The 17,825-nt window shown below is 53.7% G+C and carries 22 protein-coding genes; 12 read left to right on the top strand and 10 right to left on the bottom strand.

All coding sequences use genetic code 11. The features are described from left to right. Positions 1-72: 72 nt before the first annotated feature. Positions 73-1,068 (top strand): hypothetical protein, encoded by a 996-nt coding sequence (locus ACYVHB_RS11495; RefSeq protein ID WP_461051870.1) that lies wholly within the window; start codon positions 73-75, stop codon positions 1,066-1,068. A gap of 128 nt (positions 1,069-1,196) precedes the next feature. Next, positions 1,197-1,889, top strand: a complete 693-nt coding sequence (locus ACYVHB_RS11500; protein WP_461051871.1) for a 3-keto-disaccharide hydrolase — start codon at positions 1,197-1,199, stop codon at positions 1,887-1,889. Between the two features lie 43 nt (positions 1,890-1,932). Here ACYVHB_RS11500 and arfB read toward each other — a convergent pair whose 3' ends face one another. Further along, on the bottom strand, positions 1,933-2,334 hold the full coding sequence (gene arfB / locus ACYVHB_RS11505; protein ID WP_461051872.1) for an alternative ribosome rescue aminoacyl-tRNA hydrolase ArfB: 402 nt from the start codon (positions 2,332-2,334) through the stop codon (positions 1,933-1,935). Positions 2,335-2,551: 217 nt separating this feature from the next. Here arfB and ACYVHB_RS11510 point away from each other — a divergent pair, with 217 nt between their 5' ends. The 7 genes from ACYVHB_RS11510 (at position 2,552) to ACYVHB_RS11540 (ending at position 5,821) form a co-directional block, all read left to right on the top strand. Then, positions 2,552-2,920, top strand: a complete 369-nt coding sequence (locus ACYVHB_RS11510) for a hypothetical protein (protein WP_461051873.1) — start codon at positions 2,552-2,554, stop codon at positions 2,918-2,920. A gap of 87 nt (positions 2,921-3,007) precedes the next feature. Then, the gene (locus ACYVHB_RS11515; protein WP_461051874.1) at positions 3,008-3,733 is read left to right on the top strand and encodes a hypothetical protein; all 726 of its coding nucleotides are present in this window, start codon (positions 3,008-3,010) and stop codon (positions 3,731-3,733) included. A 221-nt stretch (positions 3,734-3,954) separates the two neighbouring features. Next, positions 3,955-4,317, top strand: coding sequence for a hypothetical protein (locus ACYVHB_RS11520; RefSeq protein WP_461051875.1), 363 nt, complete (start codon positions 3,955-3,957; stop codon positions 4,315-4,317). A 27-nt stretch (positions 4,318-4,344) separates the two neighbouring features. Further along, positions 4,345-4,683: a hypothetical protein gene (locus ACYVHB_RS11525; protein ID WP_461051876.1), complete on the top strand. Its 339-nt coding sequence runs from the start codon at positions 4,345-4,347 to the stop codon at positions 4,681-4,683. 10 nt (positions 4,684-4,693) lie between these two features. After that, positions 4,694-5,038 (top strand): hypothetical protein, encoded by a 345-nt coding sequence (locus ACYVHB_RS11530; RefSeq protein WP_461051877.1) that lies wholly within the window; start codon positions 4,694-4,696, stop codon positions 5,036-5,038. Between the two features lie 86 nt (positions 5,039-5,124). Then, positions 5,125-5,469, top strand: coding sequence for a hypothetical protein (locus ACYVHB_RS11535; RefSeq protein WP_461051878.1), 345 nt, complete (start codon positions 5,125-5,127; stop codon positions 5,467-5,469). Position 5,470: 1 nt separating this feature from the next. Then, positions 5,471-5,821 carry a hypothetical protein gene (locus ACYVHB_RS11540; RefSeq protein ID WP_461051879.1) on the top strand — a complete coding sequence of 117 codons (351 nt, stop codon included), beginning with the start codon at positions 5,471-5,473 and terminating at the stop codon, positions 5,819-5,821. A 95-nt stretch (positions 5,822-5,916) separates the two neighbouring features. On the opposite strand, the gene ACYVHB_RS11545 is transcribed toward ACYVHB_RS11540, so the two are convergent. Together ACYVHB_RS11545 and ACYVHB_RS11550 are read right to left on the bottom strand one after the other, a co-directional pair. Continuing rightward, entirely contained in the window at positions 5,917-6,378 is a 462-nt protein-coding gene (locus tag ACYVHB_RS11545) for a pPIWI_RE_Z domain-containing protein (protein WP_461051880.1), read from the bottom strand. Positions 6,379-6,514: 136 nt separating this feature from the next. After that, positions 6,515-6,946: a pPIWI_RE_Z domain-containing protein gene (locus tag ACYVHB_RS11550; protein WP_461051881.1), complete on the bottom strand. Its 432-nt coding sequence runs from the start codon at positions 6,944-6,946 to the stop codon at positions 6,515-6,517. Between the two features lie 175 nt (positions 6,947-7,121). On the opposite strand from ACYVHB_RS11550, the gene ACYVHB_RS11555 reads away from it, so the two are divergent. After that, a complete protein-coding gene (locus ACYVHB_RS11555; RefSeq protein WP_461051882.1) occupies positions 7,122-8,138 on the top strand; it encodes a helix-turn-helix transcriptional regulator in 1,017 nt (338 codons plus the stop codon). A gap of 55 nt (positions 8,139-8,193) precedes the next feature. Further along, positions 8,194-8,730, top strand: coding sequence for a DUF1905 domain-containing protein (locus tag ACYVHB_RS11560; protein WP_461051883.1), 537 nt, complete (start codon positions 8,194-8,196; stop codon positions 8,728-8,730). On the opposite strand, the gene ACYVHB_RS11565 is transcribed toward ACYVHB_RS11560, so the two are convergent. The 5 genes from ACYVHB_RS11565 to ACYVHB_RS11585 form a co-directional block, all read right to left on the bottom strand. Beyond that, on the bottom strand, positions 8,727-9,911 hold the full coding sequence (locus ACYVHB_RS11565) for an ATP-binding protein (RefSeq protein ID WP_461051884.1): 1,185 nt from the start codon (positions 9,909-9,911) through the stop codon (positions 8,727-8,729). The genes ACYVHB_RS11560 and ACYVHB_RS11565 overlap by 4 nt on opposite strands. A 106-nt stretch (positions 9,912-10,017) precedes the next feature. After that, a complete protein-coding gene (locus tag ACYVHB_RS11570) occupies positions 10,018-10,944 on the bottom strand; it encodes a tryptophan 2,3-dioxygenase family protein (protein ID WP_461051885.1) in 927 nt (308 codons plus the stop codon). A gap of 14 nt (positions 10,945-10,958) precedes the next feature. Further along, the gene (locus ACYVHB_RS11575) at positions 10,959-11,492 is read right to left on the bottom strand and encodes an MjaI family restriction endonuclease (RefSeq protein WP_461051886.1); all 534 of its coding nucleotides are present in this window, start codon (positions 11,490-11,492) and stop codon (positions 10,959-10,961) included. Between the two features lie 410 nt (positions 11,493-11,902). Beyond that, complete coding sequence (locus tag ACYVHB_RS11580; RefSeq protein ID WP_461051887.1) at positions 11,903-12,358, bottom strand: sterol desaturase family protein; 456 nt, start codon at positions 12,356-12,358, stop codon at positions 11,903-11,905. 73 nt (positions 12,359-12,431) lie between these two features. Continuing rightward, positions 12,432-13,166 (bottom strand): fatty acid desaturase, encoded by a 735-nt coding sequence (locus ACYVHB_RS11585; protein ID WP_461051888.1) that lies wholly within the window; start codon positions 13,164-13,166, stop codon positions 12,432-12,434. A 136-nt stretch (positions 13,167-13,302) separates the two neighbouring features. Here ACYVHB_RS11585 and ACYVHB_RS11590 point away from each other — a divergent pair, with 136 nt between their 5' ends. Beyond that, positions 13,303-14,010, top strand: a complete 708-nt coding sequence (locus ACYVHB_RS11590) for an SDR family oxidoreductase (RefSeq protein ID WP_461051889.1) — start codon at positions 13,303-13,305, stop codon at positions 14,008-14,010. Positions 14,011-14,108: 98 nt separating this feature from the next. Here the strand turns inward: ACYVHB_RS11590 and ACYVHB_RS11595 are convergent, their stop codons facing one another. Both ACYVHB_RS11595 and ACYVHB_RS11600 read right to left on the bottom strand, forming a co-directional pair. Then, a complete protein-coding gene (locus ACYVHB_RS11595; RefSeq protein WP_461051890.1) occupies positions 14,109-15,080 on the bottom strand; it encodes an aldo/keto reductase in 972 nt (323 codons plus the stop codon). 126 nt (positions 15,081-15,206) lie between these two features. Then, the gene (locus ACYVHB_RS11600; RefSeq protein ID WP_461051891.1) at positions 15,207-17,792 is read right to left on the bottom strand and encodes a M14 family zinc carboxypeptidase; all 2,586 of its coding nucleotides are present in this window, start codon (positions 17,790-17,792) and stop codon (positions 15,207-15,209) included. Between the last annotated feature and the right edge of the window lie 33 nt (positions 17,793-17,825).

Below are 17,825 nucleotides of genomic sequence, written 5' to 3' on the forward strand. Positions count from 1 at the left end.
GCACCGCTTGAGGGCATCAAACCTTTTGCGCCCCCACTGGTTCTTCATAGACCTAAAACATTCACAACGGTTATGGAAAATAACGCAAACCTCAGCGATGGCGCCCAACAGGCCGACATCGTTTCCAGCGAACACGCCGAGACCATGTTCAGCGCCGATCAGGCCGAAACCAACATGGTCAAACTGGTCGACGGTAAGCTGACGCCTATGGGCGATACAGAAAGTGACGTTTCCGACGATATGCCCCGTATTCGCTTAGGTAGTGACGAAGAGCGGGCACTGACAGGCGACGATAAAAAGAAGTACGAAAATTCGGATGCGGCTTTGCGGGCGGGCACGATGTTCGATCCGAGCGTGATGCCCAACGACCCAATTGCCGTTGCGGGTATTACGGGCAACCCCGACGCTGGCTCGACGGTGAACACCGGCCTGCCTTCGGAAAATGCCCCCGACCAAAGCGAGCCGGATAAGGACGCAACACCAACGGGTTCGTTTGGTGCCTGGAACATGATTCCCGCCACGCCCGGTACGCCCGACCCACTACAGCCGGTTCCGGGCATTCCCGAAACGCCCCCGTACAATCCAATTCCCGGACCCGAAGTGCCAGAGTTGCCCGGCAGCCCCTCGCCGGGCGTCCCCGAAATTCAGGAACCCAGCCAGCCCGACCGCTCACACGAGATTAACTCCGCCGCTAATTTCGTAACCCATACAGCCGGTGTTGTTGGAACTAACCCGGCATTGGACGTGGAACCGGGTGAAGCCGTTCCGGGAAACCAGTACGAAGGCATGGGAACGGGACCGGATGCGGAAGGCATGACCGATAAGCCCGACACCGGCGACTCGGCTCACCGTTATGATGTTAGCGCCAACGATGCCGATGAATACCAACCCGGCGAACGCCCGGAAGAAGGGAAAGAAACGCAGCAACTACCCCGCGAAATGATGGATGAAAGCAGCGTCACGGCGCAGGATATGATTTCGGGACCGGACCGCTCCGATCAGAAATCGACCGACGGGCTGGATCGCACCTACAACGACCCGCAGGCAGCCCGTGATATGGCCAGCTAAAGACGAAGAATTCAACAATAGTGAGGACGGCAACTTTGCCAAAGTTCCAAACTTTGGCAAAGTTGCCGTCCTCACTATTGTTAAAGACGGCTAAGTTTTATCTTTAACCCGATAAACCCTGCATTTTTATGAAAAACCTACTCATTCCCTGTCTGCTGCTCAGCGCAATGGCCCTGGCAACACCGCCCGGCAAAAAGTCGAAATGGACCAGTCTATTCGATGGAAAAACCATCAAAGGATGGCACAGTTACCACAAAGAGGGCGTGGTTGGCTGGTACGTTGAGGACGGGGCCATGACACCCGACGGCACCGGGGGCGACCTGGTGACGGATAAGGAATATGAGAATTTTGAACTCGAATTTGAATTCAAAATTCCAAAAGGTTCAAATAGTGGCGTGGTCTACAAAATAATTGATAACCCGGATATCAAGACGACATATATGTCGGGGCCGGAGTATCAGGTGATCGACGACAAAGGCTACGTAGATGGAGATGGCAAGCCGTATAAACTGAAAGGCAGCCAGTTAACCGGAGCCAATTATGATGTGATAGCGCCCACCGACCTAACCCTGGTCAAACCTGCGATGGAGTGGAACAAAGGCCGGATTCTGGTCAATAACAACCACGTTGAACACTACCTGAACGGCAAAAAAGTGGTAGAATATGAATACGGCTCTGACGGCTGGAAAGCGATGGTAGCCAAGAGCAAGTTTGCTGACTGGCCTTACGCCAAGCCCCACGCCAAAGGAAAAATTGCCCTGCAAAATCACAGCCCCAAAGAGCGAGTCTGGTACCGGAACGTACAAATCCGGGAGTTATAATTGTCAAACACGGAGTGGTCTGCGATGGCGGACCACTTCGTGTTTAATAATCAACCTTCTTTCGTTTTTCTTTCACCTCTCCCTTGCGCTTCTTACCGGCAATGCGCTCAGCCACGGCCGCTTTCGACGGTCTGGTAGCCCGGCGCGGCTTGGGAATCTCGAATGCCTTTTCGATTAGTCTCAGGAATTTCTTCGTTACCTTCTCCTTATTGCTCAACTGCGTCCGCTCGGTTTGATGCGTCAGCACCAGCTCGCCCTCGGTCGTGAGTTTGTTCGCTAATTTCTCCAGTAGAATAACCCGTTGCTCGTCCGTCAGCAGGTCCGAATCCCGGACGCTGAAGCGCAGTTCAGCTTTGGTGGCTACTTTATTGACATTCTGACCACCCGCACCCCCACTCCGGGCAAACTGGTACTGAACATCGGCAAGCAGTTGATTCGAGTTCATGATTTGGCGGTTATACGTGATGGGAAACAACATTCACTCATCAACGTTCCCCCGGCGGCTGCGTAATTCGCAAAATAGATGAACTGATTTCGGGTAAATTTTATCGAAAGGAAATACAATTCTACAAACATTATCGAATTACTGTAGGTTGGAAAAGGGCCGGTCGGTCGACGGGCAATCAGGGTATGAACCAGGGTCAAAAGCCAACCTTACTTTTATGATATCAAAGGACCAAAATCAGATTTCACTGATTGAGCAAACGGTGAACGCGTTCGATAGCGGCATTAGCACCGTTGAACCACAAGACGGGATAGCGCTCATCGACAAATGGCTGGATCGGCTTGACGAAGCAGGCGACGATGCCACCGACGAAATTGCCGACACGCTCGAAGAACTGCGCTCGGAACTCGACCCGGACGAAACTGAAGGCCAACCCAATGCAACAGCCATTGCTGAAATTTTGCAGGACCTCATTGGGCAAACTCAGGCCGTGATGCAGTCGGCAGAAGCCAGCGCCGAGCAAACCGAACTGTCGCAGTTAGTCGCCACGCTCGAAAACCTGCACCGCCAGTTAAGTAATGCATGATAAAGAATCACAATGTATAATGGTCAGCGTGTCAGTTCATTATGCATTTTTCATTACTTATTATACATTCCCTAACCAAACGTTAATATGGCACTCAATCAACACGCGGCCAATCTGGTCGAAACAACCGTAAACGCCTTCAATGGCGACTCAACAAGTGTTTCGCCGATGGACGGTATCTCGCTCATCGACAGTTGGACCAGCACCTTACGCGACGGCGGTCTCGATAATAACCCAGTAGCCAGCGGCCTGGACGAACTGAAAACCGAACTGCAGAGCGGTAACCCCGATGGATCCCGAATTCAGCAACTACTGGGAGAACTGGCTGAGCAGGTTAGAGGAACTGCTGAGTCGGCCGATGCCGATGTGAAGGCCAAACTAAGCTCATTAGCCGACGCCTTACAGGGCTTCAGCGAACAACTGGGTGGGTCGTCGAAGATGGCTTCCATGAATACCGAACCGTCGAATACCGTTATGCCCGGCGAGTCGGGTGAGCAGGCACCGATGACCAGCACCGTGGGTGGCGAATCGACCAACAGTGGCAGCGGAGCGTCAGCATTGGGCACCGGGGACGATGACCAACTGGCAAACCGTACCGGTGGCACCACCGAAAATGGTTCGGCAACGGGTATGGATGATACGACCGGCAGCGATGGCGCTCAACGGAAAGATGGCGGAGAATATAGCTATAGTACCGGTGCTGGGTCAGGGGGCGACGATTACAGCGCCGGGTCCGGTACCCAATCGTCAGGTGTATCGGGTGGTTCGGCCGAGTCGGGCAGTGGTTCGTCGGGTGGTCGGTCGCAGTATTAATAGGCTTGCTGCCGGGCAGATTTGGTAAGGAGCCACCCCAGGGCGAGAGCCGTTGAAGAGGTTATTGAGGTAACGGTTCGATGGGGAGCTACCTGCGCATCCATCGAACCGTTACCTCAATCTGCAACGGACCAATTCGGTCAATTACGCGGTTGATGACCAAACAAACCGCCAATCGGTGGGTTCTATTCAGCAAACAGGATTAATTATACTCAACAAGCATGGCAAATCAACATTCATCGTCGTCGGGGTCGTCGGCAACTACGCTGCTCGACGCGACCGTAGCCGCTTTCGATCAGGGTCAGGCCGCGTCGCCCCAGGAAGGCATGTCGCTTATTACGGACTGGTTTTCGTCCATCAAGAATAATCACCAAACCGGCGACCTGATGGAGCCGCTCACCAAATTGCGCAACGAACTGCAAACTGGAGCCCCCGACAATCAAAAGCTTCATACGTTGCTCAACGAGTTAGCCGATCTGACCGATGAGGCCGCTCCTAAAGCAGAAGGCGACTTGCAGTCGCGCCTGGAAACACTGGCAACGGCCCTGCGTAATTTTGCTGGTCAACTGTCGACGGTGGTTTAAACGCAGAATTGTACTCATACCGAAACTATGGCTTCACACGCATTGGATCAGCGGCTGTTTGAGCAAACGGCCGACAGTTTAGGTAACGTGGCCACCGCATCGCCCGCCGACGGTGTGCAGCTTATCAACGGCTGGCTAAAGGTTGTTGAAGGCAGTACCAGCGCCGGACTTATTGAAGGGCGCTTGCTTGAACTACGCGGGCAGTTGCAGGTTGCCACGCCCGACACCGACCGGATTCGCGACTTGCTGCTAAGCTTAGCCGACCACACCTCGCAGGTGGCACAGAGTCGTAATACGCAGGAACAGACCTCCGGTAAGCTTGAAGACGTAGCGACCTCGCTGCGCTTATTTGCCGCTCAACTTTAAACGAACAAGTATGGGAACGAACATATTGGAGGAGCGGATGCTCGAAGATACGTTGACTACATTCCGCGACGGCAACCAGTCGGGCGTGTCACCGGCGCAGGGGGTTATGCTTATCGACGGTTGGCTACAGGCGCTCCAGGGTGACCCAAATCTGAACCAGTTGGACGTTCAGCTTAATGAACTACGGGCCGAACTACAGGTGGCGCAACCGAATAGCCAGCGCATCCGTCAACTGATGGAAAGCTTGGCCGATCAAACTCAGCAGGCGGCCGAAGGACCCAACGCAGAGGGAACCTGGACGGGTGGATTGGAAAGCCTGTCGAAAATATTGCGGAATTTCGGAAGCAGGTTATAATCAGACGGTAGACAAGGCGGAACTGCCCTTATACCTGAGGTAATGACCCGAAGTCTACTGTTTACCGCAGATCTATTCACGATAGTATGGAAGCAACACTGGAACAGCGGATGCTAACCGATACGCTGGGTGCCTTTGGCGAAGGCAGCGCCGTTGTGATCTCGCCCGACCAGGGTGTTCTGTTGGCCGAAGGCTGGCTCAATGCGCTGCGGGGCGATGTGGGGGCCGAGCGCATCAGGGCGGAGTTGGAAACCCTGCGCGACAACCTCACGTCGGGTGAACCAGACGGTAATATGATTCGTCACCTGCTGCTGAGCATGGCCAGTCATACGGCTACGCTTGCTGGTGAACCGTCCGTTGCCGACGGACAAACAGATAATCAACTTCGGCAGTTAGCCGATGCGCTCCGCAACTTTAGCAGTCAATTCTGATATGATTTCACACGAACAATCGACCGAACTGCTCGACGCGACGATGGTCGTCCTCGAAGGAGATACCACGAACATTACCCCCCAAAGCGGCACGGGTATCATTGATCAATGGTTGGTTGAACTCCGCCAGGTTGAGAATGCAACCGAAATTACGGATCTGCTGGAGCGGGTGAAAACCCAACTGAAGAGCGATCAGATCGACGTTGCTGAACTGAGCCAACTGCTGGAAACACTCGCTACTCAAACTACCGAATTCAGCACGCTGATGGGGTCGGAGGGTGACATTGCTCCCCGGTTAGAAGCGGTTTCTTCCACCCTGCGTTCGCTGGCCGGGCAATTAGGCAATTCATAGGCAATGGTAAATGGGTATTTTAGTGTATAGGCGTTTTAGTGTGTACGTGTTTGAGGACCGCATACACTAAAATACCTATACACTCACTTTCCCTTCTACGCCAATGCCCGCTGAAACAAACTCAGCCGGTCGCGCAGGACGTAACTGCTGATGTCAGGATTCCAGCCGCCCCGGCCGCTTACTCCGAATGTGCGTAACTCCGGCGACAGCGTGGCGTATTTATCCAGTGCCTTGTACCAGGCCGCACGATCCCGATACGGAGCCAGCAGCGTTTGCGCCTGACTCAGTGCCCTGTGCTGCCGGGGCGACCAGATAGGCCGCTGCTGATAACCGGCTCCCCGCTTATTGAGCAGGTCGGGCAGGGTGTGGGGTGGTGCAAAAGGCAGCAGTTCAGATAATAGATACAAGCCCAGTTCGACGTTGAGCAATCGGTTTGCAACCAGGCCGGGCAAGGCATGCCGGTGGCGCAACTGGGTAGCTAATGGCTCCTGCCAGCGCAACAGATTAGTTAGCGCAGGACGAATGGCCGGATAAGTGGATGTTAGGACCGTGTTCATATTTAGTGTTGTTGTTTACCGTTCTGAACAAAGTTCACACCGTCAGAACGTAAAAGTTTTACGTTGTTCTTTTAGCCGTACATTTTTTTTGCCGGTATGTTACTGACGGTGTTTAGACCGTCTTTCGTAGTGAAGCTCACGCCAGCATTTTGCGGAGTACGGTCAGGCGATTACGTGAGAACCCGACTGTCTTCTCGCCAAACCAACTACGATCCCGGCTAACGTCATAGGCACTGAGTGTAGTAGCCCCGCTTGCGTATCGCTCGATAAGTGCATTCCAGGTAGCCGGTTGCAGGCAATGGCCCAGCAGTGTCCGACCCCGATTCAGGTATTTATTCTGTTTTGGCGTCCAGTTTGGGCGATCAGAGAAAGACGGTTTCCCATTACCAATCAATGCAGGTAAGGCGTCGGGTGGCGCCGTGGGCAGCAGCTGCGACAGTAGAAACAGCCCCAACTCAACGTCCAGCAATTGACCAGTTGACAAAGCTGATTGCTTAGATACGGAAGAACGACGAACCGGGCCGAAAAGCACGGGGGTTGGCGATTGAGGAAAGAAATACGTGTTCATAAGTCTGGTCGTTTAAAAAAATTGACAGAACAAAGTTCTACCGGCCAAAACGTAATCTTTTTACGTTCTTCTTTTTTGTGTAAGAAATAATGATGTTTTTTGCTGTAAAAGAGACGCAAGGTATTGCCGCATCGGTGGTGGTGCGGCATTCCGCCCGGTCTCTACACAAACCGCCATGCCCATAACCCGCTCTGCCTTCCAGCGTTATCGTCTGATTGATGAAATTATCAGTCGATACCCGCGTCAGTATTCCAAGCAAAAACTTTTTGAACTGTGTCAGGAAACGTGCGGCATTCGCTCCATTTCGTCGTTGGAGAAAGATATTCAGCGGCTGCGCGAAGACCACGATGCACCCATCGCCTACTGCAAACGGCGCAACGGTTACTACTACACCAATCCGCAATTCCGGCTGCTGCGACTCATGCTCTCGCCCGACGACATGGACGCCCTCGACTACGCCCGTGAGGTACTGGCCGCTACGCAGGGCGCGTCTGTTGCCGACGAACTGACCAACGCGCTGCAAAAGGTGCGGCAGAGTTTAGATATCATTCGGGAAGTAAAAACGGAGGCTATGACGCGCCGGATTGTGTATGTGGAGGAGCGGATTCTGGGTGGCAACCGGCAGTATGTGCCCGTGTTGATTCGGGCCATTAACCGGAACCGACAAATCCAGTTCCGGTATACTAAACACGAAAACGCCGACGTGAACGCCCCCGTAGATGTACCGAAACTGCGCAGCCTGCACCCGATTCTGCTGCGGGAAGTGGCCGACAGTTGGTATGTGATTGGCTATGATGAAGCGACGGGAAAGGAACGCACCTTTGCCCTCGACCGGATGAGCGACCTTACCCTGACCGACGATCCCTGCGCGGTACCATTCGCCGTGCTGACGAACGTGAGCGAGTTGTTTGAGCATATCTACGGCATCACCGACAGCAGCGGACCTGTGGAGGAAATCGTGCTGTCATTTTCACCCCTGTTCGGCCGGTACGTGAAAGCCAAGCCCATCCACCAAACGCAGGAGGTTGTCAACGATACCGATGCCGAATGCGTCGTGCGGCTGCGACTCGCGCCCAACCGTGACCTGCTCATGCACCTGCGCTCCTACGGCGACCATGTGAAAGTGATGCAACCGCAAAGCTTGGTTCAGGCCATGACCGAGTCGCTCCGGGCCGCGCTGGAGCGTTACTAACTCACTCGCTCAAACCTGCAGGTTTTTTAGAAACCTTACAGGTTTAACTACAGCTATGCAAACCTTTACCGCACTCCTCCAGCGCTTCGGTCAGAAAGGCGAAAAAACCGGCCGGGCCACGCTTGGCTGGACGTACGTTGCCATTCCGGTTGATGTGTCGGAAGCGCTCCGGCCCGGTCAGCGGACGTCGTTTCGAGTTAAGGGGAAGCTGGATGAGTACGCCATCGAGCGGATTGCGCTGATTCCGATGGGACAGTCGGGCGAGACGGATGGCGGATTCATTATGCCAGTCAATGCGGCCATGCGACGGGGTATTCGGAAAGAAGAAGGCGCTACGGTGCGCGTCTGCCTCGATGTGGACAATGACCCCCTGCCGCTCTCGGCTGATTTGATGGCGTGTCTGGCCGACGACCCGGCCGCGCTGAACTTCTTCAACACCCTGCCGAAAGGTCACCAGAATTACTTCAGCAACTGGATTGAAGAGGCAAAAACGGTCGAGACAAAAACCAAACGCATTACCCAGGCCGTGACGGGATTATCGATGGGCCTGGGCTATGGAGAAATGGTCCGGTATTTTAAGAAGATGCGTTAGAAGAGTGCATTTACGTCCGCCCGCAAAAAATCAACCCAGGGTATACCGCTATTGCCAACTAACAATACTTTGTCGGGATGGGCTTTTTGCCGGAAAGCCACTATGCCGGGAGCACTTTGCGTTCGACCGCTTTTAACTTCCAGCCCAATCACCTGTCGACCACGCCGGATTATGAAATCAACTTCGTCGTTGCCGTCGCGCCAATAAAACAACTCAACGTTGCCCAATCGGGCGGCTCGGTTGAGGTGTGCACCGATGGCAGTTTCAACCCAATGGCCCCATTCAACCGGGTTGGTCCGGGTCTGTTCAAAGGTTTGAGACGCGAACACCGAGAATAGCGCTGTGTTTTGTACCTGCCACTTTGGAATGGAGCCGCGCTGACGAGCTTTGTCAACGGCATACTTGTCGAGGCTGCTGAGCAAACCGGCAGAGTCGAGCAGTTGGGCATAATGAGTGAGTGTGGTTGTGTTGCCTGCGTCCTGCAACTGACCAAGTAATTTGGTGTACGACAAAATTTGCCCCGAGTAGCTGCAACCGAGTTCAAACAGTCGACGAAGTAGTGCGGGTTTATCGACGCGGGTCATCATCAGAATATCTTTTGAAAGCGTCGTTTCTACTAATGCGTTCAGTACGTAATCACGCCAGCGCGTTTCGTCTCCGACCAACGGAGCGGCACCTGGGTATCCGCCGAACCAAACGTATTGGTCGGGCGTAAAACCGAAAGCCGTTTCCATTTCGTCCAGCGTCCAATGGGTCAACGGCATCAACTCAAATCGACCGGCCAATGATTCGCTCAGACCACGCTGGATCAACAGCCGTGCCGAACCCAGCAAAATTACTTTCAACGACAGACCGTCAAAGGTGTCTTTGTCCCACTGCGCTTTTACGGTCTCGGCCCAGTTATCAATCTTTTGAATTTCATCAATAACTAACAGTCCGTCAGTTACGCCCGCGTTGCGGAGTTGAAACCGGGCGACCTCCCATTGTTGCTCAATCCAAACTGCATTTGCTGAACCAACGCTGTCGGCTGACACGTATAAAGAGGGTAGGCTTACCCGCTTCAACAACTGTCTGACAAGCGTGGTCTTCCCAATTTGGCGCGGCCCCAGAATTACCTGCATAAACCGTCGCGGCTCGCCAACGCGTGCGGTCAGTTTCAATAACTCAATCCGCTCAAACATAACTTTACTCAATGTATTGAGTAAAGTTACTCAATACATTGAGTAAAATATTTAATGTACTGTAATTGATTGTGTATCAACGCGATGTTAATTACACAAAGCACTTCTATGTTCGCACGGGCTTTCCCCAGTCCGCTAATTCTTCTGCCGACCATAGCGTCGGAAAAAACATGCGTTGTTGCTGCACCGGTGGTAAATACGTTTGCCAGTTGGTGCCGCCCGTCGCCGTCGCTTTGACAGCGTCCGGCCGGTCGCGTAAATACTGCACCGACGTTCGCAGGTGAGCCAGCTTCCAGCGGACGTTGACGCGGTGGTCATATTCGCGCAGGGTATTGGTTAGTTCGGGCGTTGTTTCACCGGCCCGTTGGAGTTCACGGAAACGGACGTTGAGGTTTTTAGCCTGGTAAGTTCCGGCCAGTTGAATTAGCCGGGTGCCGTACTTATGATCGAACTGGTTGAGTGTCAGCGTTTTTTGCTGAGTTGCCAATTCGGTAGCGCCCCGTTTCCAATAAATCGTATTGTACTGCTCAGCGATGGAACCCGGCTCAGCCGGAACTTCAGACAGCAGGTGCTGAAAATCAGTCGAAACGATCTCAATTTCACGAAACTGCACCGACTGAAAACCACTCGACGGCAGCAGCGCCATTCTGAACTTCAGGAATTGTTCGCGCTCCATGCCGGAAATCATGACACCAAACGACTGTTCCAGCAGATCGAAATAGCGGTTCACCCGTTGCATCCGGGCCACAAAAAAGACGGTTGTGAGTAGCTGAGCGTCGGCGATTTGGGCGATTTCGTGCAGAATCAGCTTGAAATACAGTTCGGTAATCTGGTGGTACGTTACAAAGATCAACTCGTCGGGATAGGCGGTTTTCGGGTTTTGCAGCGATAGCAACGTTTCGAGGTGGATATAGTCCCAATAAGTGAGGTAATCGGCCTGAAGCAGGCCTTCGAGATAGGATGCCATATCCTGACCCATAGTGGCAAATTTCCGCTCCAACTGGATCAGTTTATCGGGAATCGATTCGTGCATGAGATAGAAGAAAATTAGGCTTGTAACCGGGCGATCTCGTCGGCAATTTCCTGAATGATTTCTGCGTTGCCAATCTCACCCTTCAGGCTAAATACGATAAATACTTTGCCGAAGTATTCTTCAGTGAATTGAGCAAAACTGCTTTTCATACGCTCTGATATGGAGTAATTACCAAAGTTGGGTTTGGCCGTGTCAGGCTTAATTTGAATGCCAAACGCCTTCTCACCCACATAACCAAGATAGTCAACGTCGCCGGAGTGATCAAGCTCGGGCGGTGATTCTTCAAACCTCACATCAGGGAAGATTTTAGCGAGACCGTCGTACACGACTGACTTTTCACGGACGTATCCGTCGAAGGTTCGATTGATGGTCAGATTATGAATGTAAGCGATGCAGTCCTCTTTGGTAAGTTGACGAAAAGCCTCTTCCCATTCGGGGATGACGAACGTCTTAATTTTGTCGTACAATCGTTCGCCAAGATATTCAGCAAAATCAGGATGTTCGGCTACATACTGATGTAAAGATTCTTGGTGTGAATTGGTAATCATAAAATTTTGAAGTTCAAATTCATACGGCTACGTTTCGGTGTTAGGTCTATGCTGAATATATGGCAAAATCAAATTGTAAAACAGTCGCCAGTACAATCGCATTGTTAAGTAATGTCCATTGCACTAAGGATTCTACCATCAATTCGAGTAGATAAAAGAGTTGCCCTCATCCTACATTTCCACCATCGGGTAAGGGGGCGACGTAACAATTAAATCAACCGATGCATCGGCAATGGCGTCCATGCGCTGGGCAAGGCCAAAATGAATTTGGTGGGTGGTTTGCATAAGGCAAAAGTACGGATTTATGCCCCAATGAATGCCAAGAGTGACGCGTCACACTACCAATCGAAAAACGCACAGAGCCCGATTTATACCGGGCTTTGTGCGTTAGTAAGGGACTATCATGACGGCTAATCCCGCGCTTTTGGCGCAAACTTTTTGGGAGCAAACAGAAAGCCGAATGCTTGGCTGCCCTCTCTGGTGTGAACGCGGTGGTGAATGTAATGGGCGTTCATAATCCGGCGCATGTAGGGGTGTTTTGCTGAGTATTTGATCTTAATCCGCCGGTGAACGATGATGTCGTGGAAAATAAAATAGAAGACGCCGTAGATCAAAACACCAATGCCGATCCAAAGCAGAAACCACAAGCTTTCGACCCGCAAACCAACCGCAATCGTCACAATTGACACGAGACTAAAGACAACGGCGAAGTAATCGTTCTTCTCAAAAAACCCTTTATGGTGGTTGTGATGGTCTTCATGCCAGTTCCACATCACGCCATGCATAATGTATTTATGGATAAACCAGGCCGCTCCCTCCATAAGCAGCACCGTGGCAACAACAATTGAAATTTGCAACCAGATCATAGTCAATAGCAGCGTGTTACAGTTCTGTTTTTAAGGCAAAGATAGGGGACAAAATAGGTCGTTGACCACTGGGCTACCCCGCCTGAGTCGCCGTTTTCTCCCTGGCTTCGGCCAGCTTCCACCACGGCAGATAGGGGTAAGCGTGGTGTTCGTAGTGATAGCCAAAGAAGTAGCAGCTCAGAAACGCCAGGGTATGGTTAAGTCCCTGACTACGGGCGTGGTGCGGTGGTGCGTGATGGTCGCCCCGGTGGGGCAGATACGTGCCGAAGATAAACAACTGAATGGTGCTGAGCCAGGCCGGTACGATCCAGAATACGATCAGGTTTTCCATCGGAACCCAGATGTTCAGCACGGTGTACGTAGTGGCCATCGCCAGCACCTGCCAAACCGATATGTATTCGAGCAGGAAACTAAACCACCACGCCAGCAGATTTGGGTTGCCGCTGTGGTAATCAGGGTCGTGGTCCGATGCGGGATGTTTGTGATGCAGGTGGTGCTTTTTATACAGCTTGTCGTAATTGTTGTAGGCAAAGATTAACGCCGACATACGGCCAATCCAGCGGTTGGCGTGTGGGTGCTCCGGGGCCACTAAGCCATGAATGGAATCGTGGGTGGTGATGAATACGCCCGTGAAGAGGTGCGTTTGAACCAGCGCAAACAGATAAACGAGCGGGTCGTTCCACCGGATGGTATAATTGAGCAAAAACGTCAGCATTCCCGCCCAACTGAACAAAATAGCCAGTCCGATATAAATTCCTTTTGTGCCGATCTGAATCGGCTTTACCCGAACCGTTGAGGTCATGTACATGTGCGGTTTAACCGTCTGTAATAGAAAATGGTTTTTAGTCCAAATGGTTCAAACTGCTTAGTCTACTCGATTAATATTCTTGTAACGTCAGCTAAAATCCGCCTTACTTTGCACGTCCAAATCTTAAGCAAAACCCATGACGTTAGCCAACAAAACCATTATCATTTCCGGCGCATCACGCGGCATTGGCCGGGCCACGGCCCTATTACTGGCCCAAAACGGCGCGAACGTCGTCATTACAGCCCGCAACGTCATCGAACTGAAGCAGGTCGAAACCGAAGGGCAGGGGCGCATTGTGGCCGTGCCCGGCGACGTGTCCAGCGAGGTTGATATGCAGCGCGTGGTGCAAACGGCCCTCGACCGCTTCGGCCGACTCGACGCAGTCATCAACAACGCGGGTTACGGCGTCTTTAAAAACGTGGACGAAATCACCGTCGATGAGTGGGACGAGCTGATGGCAACCAACGTCAAAGGAACGTTTCTGCTCACGAAGGCCGCTCTGCCCACATTGAAGGCACAAGGATCGGGGCATGTGGTGGTCGTGGCCTCGGACGTGGCCAAGCGGACGTTTGCGGGCGGGTCGCTTTACACCGCCAGCAAATACGCGCAGGAAGCGTTCATGGGCGCGTTGCGCAAGGAAATTCGGCCGTTTGGCATTAAGGTGACAGGCGTGTATTCGGGTCTGGTCGATTCCCATTTTCACGAAAAAGGCCACGGCCACGAAACGTCGAAAAGTTATCTCCAAAGTGAAGACATGGCCGAGTCAATGCTGTTCATTCTCAGCCGCCCGGCCCACGTCGTCGTTGATGAATTTATGGTGCACCCACTGGAGCAGGAGTATTGAAAGGATTACCAACGCTGAAGCAGTGGGCTGATAGTATGAACTGGGCCAGTCAAGTTTTATATCAGCCCACTGCTTCAGCGTTGGTAATCCTTATTGCGCTACTGACTCCACTCCGTTGGCATACGGTCCCAGCGGTGCGCTTTCAACTCATTCAACAGCCCCGCTGGCAACGGTTGTCCATCGCTGCTGGCAATGTTGGCTTCCACGTTGCGAATCTGGCGCATGCCGGGAATAGTCGTGTGCACGTCGGGGTTGGCGAGAATGAAGCGCAGGGCCAGTTCGGGCATTGTCATACCGGCCGGAATCAGCGGCCTGAGTGCCTCGGCGTGGTCGACGCTGCTGTTCAGGTTTTCGGGTACGAAATATGTCGAACGCCAGTCGTCGGCGGGGAAGGTCGTCTCTTTGGTGAAGGTGCCAGTCAGTATGCCTTCGTCGAACGGGACGCGGGCAATGACGCCGATGTTCAGTTCGCGGCAGAGCGGGAACAGGTTATCTTCAGGATTTTGGTCGAAAATATTGTAGATGACCTGCACGGCGTCAATCAGCCCGGTGCGGAGCGTATCGAGGCAATTGTCCGGCTCCCAGCGGTTTACCGAAAGGCCCCACGCCCGCACTTTTCCGGCCTGCGTGAGTTGCTGAGTGGCTTCTTTCCACTCGTCGCGGTCGGCCCAGCCATCTTCCCAAACGTGGAACTGCATGAGATCAATGGTGTCGACGCCGAGGTTTTTGAGGCTTTTGTCGGTGTATTCAACAATGTAGTCAGCCGGGAAAACGGCCTCGAGCCTGAAGTCCGGTTTGGAGGGCCATTTCCGATTCTTGGGTGGAATCTTGGTGGCGGCATACAGTTGTTTATCCGGGTTGTTTTTGAGCAGTTGGCCGAGAATCTGTTCGCTGACGCCCTCTGCGTAGCCCCAGGCCGTGTCGAAAAAATTGCAGCCCAGGTCAACCGAGCGTTGCAGGGCACGCAGAACCTCGGCTTTGTCGGAGCCGGTCCATCCCGCTAAGCCCCACATGCCGTAGCCAATTTCAGAAACTTGCCAGCCCATGCGGCCGAAGGTGCGGTAATTCATAATACGATTGGTTAAACGCAGAGAAGATAGAGTTAAGGCGCAGAGAACACAGCGTTATGCTCATTCCTACTTCTTTGTGTAACTCCGTGCCTTTACTCCCTGTTCTGTGTGTTTATGAAAAAAAGCTTACTCTTCGCCGTCAATGCTGGGTACGGTCAGGGCTCCACCGAAGAACAGGGCGTTCAGAAACAGCTTGTTGGTGCCGTACCAACTGGCGCGAAAATTAGGGTTGTCGGCAAACAGGATGACGCGCCCCGCTCCGTCGCCCGCCGTCAGAATAGCCGCCGACTTAGCCACGCGTTTCAGCACGGATGGATGCACGTAGCCACCCACTAAGGGTTTGTCGATGTACTGAGCCACGGTATTGTACGGACTCTGGCTGGCCTGCAAAATAGTCTGGTTGTTTTTGAACAGGGATACGCGCCGGTCCGTAAAGCCAAAACCAATGGGACTCGACAAGTCGAGGTCGGCCGTAAAAATGCTGCCGCCGAGGGCTTTGGCCCCCTCGTAGTTAGTGGCCTCGTCGTAGGCGTAGCGTAACGCCTTCTTCGTCGTGTCGGCGGCTAAAAGTTTCTCTTTCACCAGACCCTGTTTGATGGCCCATTCGCTGGCGGTTTTAATCGTAATCAGCGTACCACCCGCCTGCACCCACGCCTTTACTTTGTCGCTCACCGCTTTGTCGGTCGGATAAACGCCCGATACCATAATGAGCGTGGTGTAGCGGTTGAGGTTGGCGCGGCCCAGGTTGGCCAGATCGAGTTTAGTGATCGGCATGCCCACGCGCCGGTCGAGCAGGTGCCAGATTTCGCCCGCTTCGTAGGGACTGGTGCCGGGGCCAACCACCACCAGCGCTTCGGGCTTGCGCAGGGTGCGCACCTGATTGCTGCCGAGGTCGATGCCCTGCGTACTGAAGCCCGTTTCGATACCGCGTACCGCCACACCCGTCCGCTGGCTCACGGCGCTCACCAACCGAAACAGCGAGTCGGCCGGGAGGGTTTGCTGCTGCACCGGTATCACCAGCGTACCGTAGCCAAACGTTTGGCTTTCTGTACCCGAGCGGGCCGTGAACGGCTTAAAACTGGTTTTGACGAGCGCCCCGCCCGATTGCAGCGCGTACAGTGCCCGGTACACGTTGTAGTCCGTTACCTCCATCAGATAGGCATAAGCACTGCGGGTAACGGGCGCGGCCGACGCCATTAAGGGTTCCGTAACGGCCATACCGAGCGGTAGCGTGGCCGTAGTCCCTTTGCCGGTTGGTGTGGTCAGTTCGGCATGGGGCAGACCAAACGCGTGAATCAGCGACCAGGTCGAGGCATCGTAAAACAGGCTGTCGGCGTAGGTGATCTGCTTCTCAAAGGCCGAGCGCACCATCAGGTAATTTCGCTGTTCGACCGGCACCACAAAGGCCTGACCCTTGCGGAAGGTGCGTCCACCCGCCGTTACGTCGCGGTCGAGGGTGTAGGTATCAATCTGGTGCCGACGCAGCAGGTTCACAAAGGCGTTGGTGCGCGTCTGGTCGGCGGGTTCGCCAAACACGTAGCCTTTCACGGCGCTCCGGCGGGCCTGGTCGCTGGCCGACGTGTAAAAATCACGGCGGAGTTTGAGCAGCATCAGTTTTTCGGCCATCGACGCCCGAAGGGTGGCCAGGACGGCCGTAAGCTGATTGCGGACGGTGAACGCAAAGGTGATGGGCACGGTGGTAGTTTCCTGCACGATGCCCCGCGCACTGGCCTGCTCGAACAGAAACCCGGCCCCTCCGTAAAAATTGACGTAGCTGGACCCATAGCCCGGATACAGTTTGTCGAAGGTTTCTTTGGTGAAATACAGCGAACCGATGCCGTTCATGGCCTTTGAAAAGTAGTTGCCGAAGGCGGGGTAAACGGTATCGTAGAGGTAGGCGGGCACCACGGGGTTGTTGCTGCTGTACTTGCCGGGGTCGAAATAGAACGTGGCGTTGGTGCCCATCTCGTGCTGATCGACCACCACGTAGGGCATCCAGCGGTGAAACCAGGCAACGTGGGCCTGCGCTTCGGGGTGGGCGCAGAGGAACCAGTCGCGGTTGGGATCGAACCAGTAGTGGTTCATGCGGCCACCCGGCCAGATCTCGTTGTGCTCGCGGTCGAGGGGGTCGGCCACCGATGCGTCGCTTTTGTGCATGTTCACCCAGTTGGCAAAACGGTCGCGGCCGTCAGGGTTCAGAATCGGCTCCACAAAAATCAGCATGTCGGCGAGCCATTTTTTTACCTCGTCGCTTTCCGAAGCTGCTAAATAATAAGCCGTCAGCAGGGTCGATTCGCCCCCGGAGGGTTCGTTGCCGTGCACGTTGGCCCCAATCTGCACCACCAGCGGTACGTTCGTTCCCACGTCGCCCGTGGCTTGTTTGAGGTGATTTTGCCGGATGGTTTCCCGGTTGGCGTAGTTGGCCGGGCTGGTGAACGACGCCATAATGAGCGGCCGGTGTTCGTAGGTTTCGCCGATGACGTCAACATTAACGCGGTCGGAGAGCCGGTCGAGTTCGCGGAAATAAGCCACCATCTGGTCGTAGCGGGTAATGTGCGAACCGAGGGGATAGCCCAAAAATTGTTCGGGCGAGGGAATGGCCGGGTTGAGCGGGCCGCTGTTTCCGGGAAAGAAATAGGAGGTTTGGCCTGACGCGGCATGGCTGAGCCACAGCAAGCTCATCAGCAGACTGGTACGGAGAAAATGAATCATGAAGAACGATAGGGGATGAGCGAAATACCGGTC

This window comes from Spirosoma arcticum, from assembly GCF_054779955.1.